The sequence below is a fragment of the Stieleria sp. genome (assembly GCF_041595215.1).
GTDB classification, from domain to species: Bacteria; Planctomycetota; Planctomycetia; order Pirellulales; family Pirellulaceae; genus Stieleria; species Stieleria magnilauensis.
This window is the reverse complement of the sequence record NZ_JBFHKV010000231.1, coordinates 1-9,248: the sequence shown is the minus strand read 5'-3', so window position 1 is coordinate 9,248 and position 9,248 is coordinate 1. Positions and strand designations below refer to the sequence as shown.

General features: G+C 60.3%; 8 protein-coding genes. 4 read left to right on the top strand and 4 right to left on the bottom strand.

What is annotated here, in order from left to right:
* On the top strand, positions 1 to 1,833 hold a 1,833-nt coding region (locus tag ABX749_RS11295; protein ID WP_372896073.1), incomplete at its 5' end, for a hypothetical protein.
* A 146-nt stretch (positions 1,834 to 1,979) separates the two neighbouring features.
* On the opposite strand, the gene ABX749_RS11290 is transcribed toward ABX749_RS11295, so the two are convergent.
* Both ABX749_RS11290 and ABX749_RS11285 read right to left on the bottom strand, forming a co-directional pair.
* Positions 1,980 to 2,417 (bottom strand): cold-shock protein, encoded by a 438-nt coding sequence (locus ABX749_RS11290; RefSeq protein WP_372896072.1) that lies wholly within the window; start codon positions 2,415 to 2,417, stop codon positions 1,980 to 1,982.
* A gap of 109 nt (positions 2,418 to 2,526) precedes the next feature.
* Positions 2,527 to 3,372, bottom strand: a complete 846-nt coding sequence (locus tag ABX749_RS11285; RefSeq protein WP_372896071.1) for a YqgE/AlgH family protein — start codon at positions 3,370 to 3,372, stop codon at positions 2,527 to 2,529.
* A gap of 59 nt (positions 3,373 to 3,431) precedes the next feature.
* Between ABX749_RS11285 and pdxH the strand changes: the two genes are divergently transcribed.
* On the top strand, positions 3,432 to 4,076 hold the full coding sequence (gene pdxH, locus ABX749_RS11280) for a pyridoxamine 5'-phosphate oxidase (protein ID WP_372896070.1): 645 nt from the start codon (positions 3,432 to 3,434) through the stop codon (positions 4,074 to 4,076).
* A gap of 2 nt (positions 4,077 to 4,078) precedes the next feature.
* The gene (locus ABX749_RS11275; RefSeq protein ID WP_372896069.1) at positions 4,079 to 4,828 is read left to right on the top strand and encodes a hypothetical protein; all 750 of its coding nucleotides are present in this window, start codon (positions 4,079 to 4,081) and stop codon (positions 4,826 to 4,828) included.
* 193 nt (positions 4,829 to 5,021) lie between these two features.
* Here ABX749_RS11275 and gcvP read toward each other — a convergent pair whose 3' ends face one another.
* Positions 5,022 to 7,997, bottom strand: coding sequence for an aminomethyl-transferring glycine dehydrogenase (gene gcvP / locus ABX749_RS11270; RefSeq protein WP_372896068.1), 2,976 nt, complete (start codon positions 7,995 to 7,997; stop codon positions 5,022 to 5,024).
* 548 nt (positions 7,998 to 8,545) lie between these two features.
* On the opposite strand from gcvP, the gene ABX749_RS11265 reads away from it, so the two are divergent.
* Positions 8,546 to 8,854, top strand: coding sequence for a hypothetical protein (locus ABX749_RS11265; protein WP_145220729.1), 309 nt, complete (start codon positions 8,546 to 8,548; stop codon positions 8,852 to 8,854).
* Here the strand turns inward: ABX749_RS11265 and ABX749_RS11260 are convergent.
* Positions 8,835 to 9,248: polysaccharide lyase (locus ABX749_RS11260; RefSeq protein ID WP_372896067.1), on the bottom strand; the 414-nt coding region annotated here is incomplete at its 5' end. The two genes, ABX749_RS11265 and ABX749_RS11260, sit on opposite strands and share 20 nt — an antisense overlap.

Here is a 9,248-nt window from a genome sequence, read left to right as displayed (position 1 = left end):
TTCATCACCGTCTGCCTCGCGCTGCTGTCGTTGTTGATGGCACCCTCGCTGTCGGCACAGACCGCCGACGAAGCGGACAAGGCCACCTCGAGCGACCCCGAAGAGGAAACGTCGGCCGCCCAGCCGGACCCGCGTGACGAAGAACCGTGGGACTACTCTCCCTATCGGGTGCTGATCTGGGTCGTCTCACGCGATCCCCGCTTCACCGCCGACACACTTCGCGAACCGGTCTTGGAGTACTTGGATCGCGATTTCAATGCGCTGTGGCGGACGACGATCGCCGACGCGCCGCCGCCGGTCGCCACCGCGTCGTTTCGTTCCATGGAAGACCTGACGTATGATCAAATCGCCGCGTCGGATCCGGTCATCGCGGTCAAACGCGATCACGAGGACGCGATTCGAATCCAGTCGGTCCGCAGCCTGCCTCAATACGTCGGCTCGGTCGCAGTCACCAAAGGCATGCAAGCCAACGTGCTGCGTCGCGCCGGCGAATTCGGCGATCCAACGATGGCCGGAACCGCCGCAAAGCTGCAACCGTTTGACGGCGACGCGATCGCGCTATCGCAAACCTGGAACAACCCGTCCACCGAAGCCCTGCTGGTCACCCGCGGTCAAGCCACGACGTTCGCCAAACCCGGTGCCAAGATCATTCCCTTGCCCGTGACCGGACTGGTCGCATCGACCGTCGAAGAGTACGACAAAGTGTTCGTCGTTCGAATCCGGCAACACGCCAACGGATCCACCGTCGCGGTGTCGGAGATGGAAACCTTGATGCGGCTGTTCGGCGCCGTCGTTGAATCGCCGTTCCTGTCAGCCTATGACCTGCCCAACGTCGTCGGCCATACCATCACCCGGGCATTTTCGCCGATGGTGCGAATCGATGATGCCGGCCAAAAGACCGCCACCGGCATGATACGCGCCGGAAATTTGATCCTGGATCCCGAGTCGCCGGCGAACGTGCCGGTGGGCAGCGCCCTGCAGCCGATGATTCGAAAAAACGACCGAAACGGGAAACCCATCGCGGTCGGCCGGATCGAGTGGGCTTACTTGATCGCCACCGAGCGCGACGGTCCCAACGTCAACATGGACTACTACTCCGGAATGGCTGGCGGGCTGCAAGGCCGAAAGAACCAGCGCACGTTCAAAATGGCGATGCTGCTGAAACCGCAGCGTGACGAAACGCTGTTGCGGTTGCATGTCAAAGGCCGCGAAGACCTGCCCTTGATCGGCTACGAACTGTACGAACGCGAATTAAAAAGTAAGTCCATGAGCTTCGTCGGGCGGACGGACTGGAACGGCCGCCTGGCGATCAAAAAGTCCGACCACCCGCTGCGTTTGCTGTACGTCAAAAACGGCGGCGCCGTGCTGGCCCGTTTGCCGATGGTGCCGGGGCTGACGCCCAAAGAAGTCGCCGACCTGACCGGCGATGACATGCGACTGCAAGCCGAGGCCTACATTCGCGGCGTGCAAAACGCAATCATCGACCTTGTCGCGATTCGTAAACTGCTCGCCGCACGGATCCGCTTGCGACTGAAAAAAGGGCAGATGAGCGAGGCCGAAGAACTGCTCAACGCACTGCGTGATCAACCCACCAACGAACAGTTGGCCGATGACATGGGCAGGAAACAAGGGATGTTCTTGAAAGAGATCGGGACCCGCAATCCCAACCAGCGTCGCAAGGTCGACATCATGTTCAAAGAGACGCGTGAGATGCTGGGTAAACAGATCAACCCGACCGTGATTCGCGATCTGGAAGTCGACGTTCAACGCGCCAAAGACAACGGCGGCAAACTGCCCGACGATCCCAAAGAAGACGACGAGGCCGCGGCGTAGACGGGTCGGTCACCGCTGTGCGTGACAGACAGGTAGGTCACGCTGTGCGTGACTGCTGGCATGCACAGCATGCCCTACAACAATCTGGCATGCACAGCATGCCCCACAACAATCTGGCATGCACGGCATGCCGTACAACGATCGATTCAGCCCCGCCAATCGGGGCGTTTGCGCCGCGCCTTGGGGTGATGCGTGACGATTTTGAACGTCGCATCGCGGCCGGTCAATTTCTTTCCCATCGGACGCCGCGTCAGCCGGACCACCTTGGCCCGAAGCCGCTGCTCGGCTTCAAACATCTCATCGTCGATCTCAAACTCGACGAACTTCGTGACCAACTCTTCGGGATCTAATTTCCGCGGTTGATCGGAGTTGTTTTGCTGCAATTGAAGCGGCCCACCGGACGACGCGCCACCGAACTGCCAGACGGTGTGATGAAAGAAAACGTCATCGCGAAAGTCTTCGGCATCGATGAAACCATAGTCACCGTTGGGATCGATGAAACGGATCGTGCCGAGCCGCTTGCGGGTGATGCGGAACTTCTTCGGGCGATCGTCTTCGGGCGGTTGGGGCTTATCTTGGGACACAGCAAGCGGACGCGAACAGGGCGGGACAAAGCGGAACAATGATCAAAAGGTACCAAGAAAGTCGATCCGCGATAGATGAAATCCGGCAACTGGGATTCACCCGCCCGGACTAATTGACCTCGGCGGCATACGGGGTGTCCTTGATCCCCAGCCAATCGGCGACCGAACGCGTCGTCGCCCGGCGAATGACCATCGGCCAAAGCTCGTGGTCCCCGGCAAAGACGTCCTCATCGGTCGCGTCAATCATGTGCCAAAACCCAGCCTCCCGTTCGGCACGCAGCTGGTCGATCGACCAACCCAGATGCCCGACGATCAATCGAAATGGCCCCGGCTTTTGCCGGACCAAGGTCTCCAACATGTCCCGCTGGGCGGCGACGTAGATGCCCTTGCCCGCCTGGGCCTCGGCATGCTCGCTGGAATTGTGGACCGCCACGACGGGCCCCGAGAGCGGACCGCCGAAATGAATCATGCCGAGTGATTTGGAAGCCTCGGCGGCCGCCTGGGCTGCCAGCGCGTGCTTGTTTCCGGCCGCTTGCAGCTTGTCCGCGGCAGTCTCCATGGCATTCGGTGTTGTTTCCGACCCCGGCAGATTCGTCGGAAACGATCCCGCCCCCGACAGGCCGGACCCAGACAGACTGGACCCTGCACCACCCTTGCCGGCCAACCGATGGGATGGGCCGTGTCCCGCCTGTGCTGTTTCTCCCGACGCCGATCCGAGCAACTGCATCAGCCCGGGCGGAGGGGTCATCGGCCGGTTCAGCAGCACGGCAAAGACGTTGTCGCTATCTTGATGCACGACAAGAGAAACGGATCGGCTCAACACCGGGTCTTGCACAGACGTCGATGCGACGAGCAGCTTTCCAATCATGGTGTCCGATGGTTGGGGAGGATTCATTTCCTGCATGACTTCACCTAAAAACAAGATAAACAAACTGCCATTTTGGCAGCTCGCCATTTGGCCGACCTATAGAATGCACCGGGCGTGCCAACCGAACATCGAGGGAGAATCCCGCTATGAGCCTTTACGAAATGCGTCAAAGCTACAAGCTTGGCAGCCTACTGGAGAAAGACATCGCCGACGATCCGATGGTTCAGTTTCGCTCCTGGCTGAACGAAGCGATGGAGGGGGATTTGCCGGAGTGGGTGGAAGCCAACGCGATGACGCTGTCGACTAGCGATGGCCACGGCGGTGTGTCCAGCCGCGTCGTGCTACTGAAGGGGCTCGACGACGGCAAGTTCTGGTTCTACACCAATTACCGATCGCAAAAGGCACGGCAGATCGAGTCGAACCCGAACGTTTCTCTGTGCTTTCTATGGCCACATGTTCAACGACAGGTTCGCATCGAAGGAACCGCGACCCGGACCCCACGGGATCAATCGGTCAGCTACTTTCGAAAACGGCCACACGACAGCCAGCTGGGCGCCGTGGTGAGCCAGCAATCGAGCGTGATCGAGTCGCGCGAAGTGTTAGAAAAGCGTTTGGCCGAGTTGAAGAAACAATATGCCGACAAAGAAATCCCTTGTCCGGACGACTGGGGCGGCTACTGTGTCAGCCCCAACCGCATCGAATTCTGGCAAGGCCGTGAGAGTCGGCTGCACGATCGACTCTGCTATCGCCAACAAGCGTCCTCGTGGATCGTCGAAAGGCTTTCACCCTAAACATGACTCGCAAACGACTCGCTATCGGGATCTCACTCGCCGTTCACGCCCTCCTGCTGGTCGTGTTGCTGGTGTGGTATGTGCCCAGACCGCAAGTCGCAACCGGCCCCCAAGCCACAGGCGCTGCCGGCGGTGGTGCATCGGAGACCGAATCCGACACCTCCTCGTCCAGCCAACCGAACGCCAACCCGTCTGCCGACGAATCGACGCGAGCGGTCCCGGCGGAACTCGACGACGTTGCCCAAGCGCCGGCGGAGGTCTCACCCCAAGAGATCGAACAATCGATCGAATCGCAAATCCGATCGGCCGAAACACTTTCCGACGAGCGAAAGCTGACGGAACTGGAAAAGAACCTCAAACGGCTTGAGTCGGTCGCCAACGAGCAATCGGTCCAGCAAGTTTCTTCCACGATCGCCGAGTCACTCGGGCTGGACGTCGATCAATACGCCGACAAAACACCGCCCGCCGAAGGAGCCTTCGATACCCACACCGCGCAGCTCTCCGATGTGGTTCGAACCCGAGACGAATCGGGAGACTGGCGTTATGAAACGGTGATGGTGGACGCCGAAGGCCGCCAGATGCGTGTCCCGACCGACGCGGCCGGCGGACAACAGTTGTATGACACCTTTGAATTGATGAAGCGTTATCCGATGGCCCGCGGCGTCTATCAATCGATCGTCATGCCGATGCTGCAAAAAATGCTCGAAGAGGAAACACCGCCCCGCCCCGGCGAACCGGCTGATGGCAACTGAAGGTCGGCGGTTCGCGGCGAGCGCGATGCGAGTGGTCGATCGCAGCTCTATTTCCGGGTAGTAGACGAGGCGACGAGTCCTCTGTCGTCGGCATCTTGGCAAGGACTCGTCGCCTCGTCCACTACCGCCACCCGAAAACCAAGATGTCCGGAGGTGTCGCGACGCTCACGCCCGCTTCATCAAGCCCATCAATTCACTCGTAGTCGCTCATCGGCACGCAGGCGCAGACCAGGTTGCGATCGCCATAGGTGTTGTCGATCCGACCGACGGTCGGCCAGAACTTTGCATCGCGCAACCACGCTGTCGGCCAAGCCGCTTGCTCGCGGGTGTAGGGATGCGACCAGTCGTCGCCGCCGATTTCCTGCATCGTGTGGGGCGAGTTGCGGAGCGGGTTGTCTTCGCGATCCATCTCCCCGTTTTCGATCGCTTCGATCTCTTTGCGAATCGCAATCAGCGCGTCACAGAAACGATCCAGTTCGTCCTTGGATTCACTTTCGGTCGGCTCAATCATCAACGTTCCGGCAACCGGCCAGGACATCGTCGGCGCGTGGAATCCGTAGTCCATCAATCGCTTGGCGATGTCGTCGGTCTTGATGCCGGCGGATTTCTCAAAGCTGCGGCAATCGATGATGAATTCATGGGCGACGAATCCATTTGCATCGGTGTAGAGCACGTCGAAGTGCTCGCTGAGTCGTTTTGCCATGTAGTTGGCATTCAGGATCGCGACTTGCGTGGCTTTCTTCAGCCCCGCCGCTCCCATCAAGGCGATGTAGACGTAGCTGATCGTCAGAATGCTGGGACTGCCGTAGGGTGCACCGGCGACCGGCCCGATCGCAAACTCGCCGGCGGAGTCGGGGCGTTCGACCGGGTGGCCGGGCAAGAACGGCACCAACTGTTTGGCGACGCCGATCGGTCCCATGCCCGGGCCGCCGCCGCCGTGCGGGATGCAGAACGTTTTGTGCAGATTCAAGTGGCAGACATCGGCGCCGCAGATTCCCGGGCTGGTCAAACCGACCTGGGCGTTCATGTTCGCACCATCCATGTAGACCTGACCGCCGTGCTGGTGAATCACATCACACACTTCGCGGATCGTCGGTTCAAAGACGCCGTGCGTCGACGGATAGGTGATCATCAATGCGGACAGGTGATCGGAGTGTTTCTCCGCCTTGGCCCGCAAGTCGTCCATGTCGATGTCGCCGCGATCGTCACACTTGATCGCCACCACCTTCATCCCCGCCATCACCGCAGACGCCGGGTTGGTCCCGTGGGCGGAGGTCGGGATCAGGCAAACATCGCGGACGTTTTCGCGACCTTCCGCTTTGGCCATCTGTTCATGGTAGGCTCGAATCACAAGCAATCCGGCGTATTCGCCTTGCGATCCGGCGTTGGGCTGCAAGCTGACCGCGGCAAACCCGGTGACTTCGCATAGCCAGCGTTCCAGTTCGCGGAACATGTGCGTGTAGCCGCGCCACTGCACGTCGGGGGCGAAGGGGTGGATGTTGGCAAACTCCGGCCACGTGACCGGGATCATCTCACTGGTCCCGTTCAGCTTCATCGTGCACGACCCCAGCGGAATCATGCTATTGGCCAGCGAGAGGTCACGGCCCATCAGTTTAAAAATGTAACGCAGCAATTCTGTTTCGCTGCGATAGCTGTGAAAGACTTCGTGGTTCATGAAGGGCGTCGTGCGGGTGAACGATCCCAGGTCCAGCGTTCCATCCTCGGCGGCTTCGTTGACCAATGCATCGACGTCGAACCCGGTGTAATGGCCAAAGTTAAATGCGGCCAACAGGTCGGCGACCAAGCCGCGATCGGCGGTTTCATCGAGCGTCACGCCCAGGGTTCCGTCGTCGTATTCACGCAGATTGATCAGACGTTCGCGAGCGGCATCGGCAACCTGACGCGCCGCGTGGGTGCGGCCCTTGCCCAGTCGGATGCGGATGGTGTCAAAGATCGGCCCGTCGCCGAGCGTCTCGTGTCCCAGTCGTGCCAGCCCCTTGGCCAAGGCGGCGGTGTAGGCTTGGGTGCGGCGGCCGATCGCAGCGAGTCCTTCGGGGCCGTGGTAAACGCCGTAGAACGAACTGATGATCGCCAACAAGGCCTGCGCGGTGCAGATGTTGCTGGTCGCCTTGTCGCGCCGAATGTGTTGCTCGCGTGTCTGGATGGCCATCCGCAGCGCCCGATTGCCGTGGACGTCTTTGGAGATCCCGATGATGCGTCCGGGCAGCTTGCGGGCGTGTTTTTCGTGCGTCGAGATGTAAGCCGCATGCGGGCCGCCCAAACCCATCGGCACGCCGAAACGCTGCGCGCTGCCGACGCAGATGTCGGCGCCCCACTCGCCCGGCGGCGTCAGCAGGGTCAAGCCCAGGATGTCGGCCGCCGCGACAGTCATGCAGCCGGACTGTTTGGCTTTCTCGGCCACCTCGCGATAGTCCTCGATCCGGCCTTCGGTTGTCGGATACTGGACCAACAATCCGCAAAGCCCTCCCTCGCCGTACTCGAAATCGATCTCGTCGATAGGGCCGACCTTCAGATCGATCCCCAAACCCTCCGCACGCGTCGCCAGCAGCGCCAGGGTTTGCGGATGGCACGCGTCGCTGGCCCAGAACCCGGTCTTCTTGTGCGAGGCGATGGAGTAGCACATCGTCATCGCTTCGGCCGCCGCGGTCGCTTCGTCCAGCAGACTCGCCCCGGCCAAGGGCAAACCGGTCAGGTCGGCGATCATCGTTTGGAAATTCAACAACGCCTCCAACCGCCCCTGTGCGATCTCCGCCTGGTAAGGGGTGTACTGGGTGTACCAGCCCGGATTCTCCAGCACGTTGCGAAGGATCACCGGCGGGGTCACGGTGTCGGTGTAGCCCATGCCGATGCACGATCGATGAACTTTATTTTTTCCGGCGATCGTTTTCAGGGCCGAAAGAAACTCCCGCTCACCACGCGCTTCGGGGATATCCAGCTCTCTGCCGAGCCGAATGTCGGCCGGAACCGTCGCATCGGAGAGCCCGTCGAGTGACTCAAACCCGACCGTCGCGAGCATCATTTCCAGGTCCGCTTCGGATGGCCCGATGTGTCGTTTGGAAAATCCATCCGCAAAGTTCAGGATACGGGTGGCGGCGGAGCCATTGGCTTGCATTTCGCTCAAAGAGGGCTTGGTGGACGCGATGCTCATCGGAGAGTGGTTCTTCGTTGCGCGGGAAGAATTTGAAGAGTCCTATCGTAGAACAGCGAGAAGATTGTGTCATTGGGCTAAATGGCCGAAAGGCTGGGGATCGGTGGCGAGAGGTCGCGGGTGAAGGGGCCTTCACTTGTCGTCAATTTTGGCGATGCCGTGCACTAATGCACCGTTTACGAATGAGCTACCGTTTTAGCGGAACGGCGCGAGCGGGCTGTCGGTTTAAGCCCGCATGCGTTAGCAAGGGGCCACGCGGCGCCCCTCGCTCACGCGTCGGGCTAACGTCATCGCGTTGATTTCGGCACATCGACTAAACCGACAGCCCGCGAGCCGTCCGGTACCTCAAGACCGGAGGGCTTGCGCCCTACCGCTACCCGTCAATCAGTCCGATCCGAATCGGCAATCACCGCTTGGCCCGGCCCCCTTTTTTTAAATTCGCCTGTCACAGAAGCTCGCTTCGTCCGCTTGTTAGACTGAAGCCTCGGTCGCGTTGGTTCGCCGAGCGCCGTCCACAGAACCCTCTCCGTCAGAAATCGAGGAAGTCGATGAATCGATACCGCATGTGGTTCTTTGCCGCTGTCGTCGTGGTGGGCACAATCAATCTGGGTGACGCGGGAACAGCTACCGCTGGTCGCGGGTTCCGCCTCTTTCGCGGCCGCGCACTGAATGCCCCACGCACCTATTCGCCCAGGCAATCCGGTTCGACGTGGCGAAAGAACTCCGGGTGGTCTCGGCAGTCGCAGCCGAGTGCCAACGGCCCACGCATCAAGGGCTCGCACGACTGGCCCGGCGCCATCGGTGCTCCGCCGCCGAACTACAAGTTCTTTCAAGACGTCAACGGTTACTGGAGGTGACCATCGGGCCGATGTACCGCCTCGCAATCACCACGTTGTCGATGAACACGTGTTGGTCGTGGGGCGAGGCGAGTTTGCCGCCGTGATAAACGTTCATCCAAACCTGCTCGATTTTAAGTTCGTCGGTGAGACGAAATCGGATGTCGGTTTTCTCAAACGCCAAGCGGCCATCGACCCAAGCCTTCAAGACACCATCTTTTTCGCCGGGCGTATTGAGGCGACAGTATTGCTCGATCGCATACCAGCGATTCCGCTCCAAGTAGCCTCGGTAGTCCTTGTTCCAGATCCAGTTGGTGCCGTAGGAACCTTCCATGTCGGCATGGTAACAATAGAAACCGACCGGTGTGGTTGCACCGAGCGGGTTGCCGTCCGGAACGGTCATGCGAAACAGCCC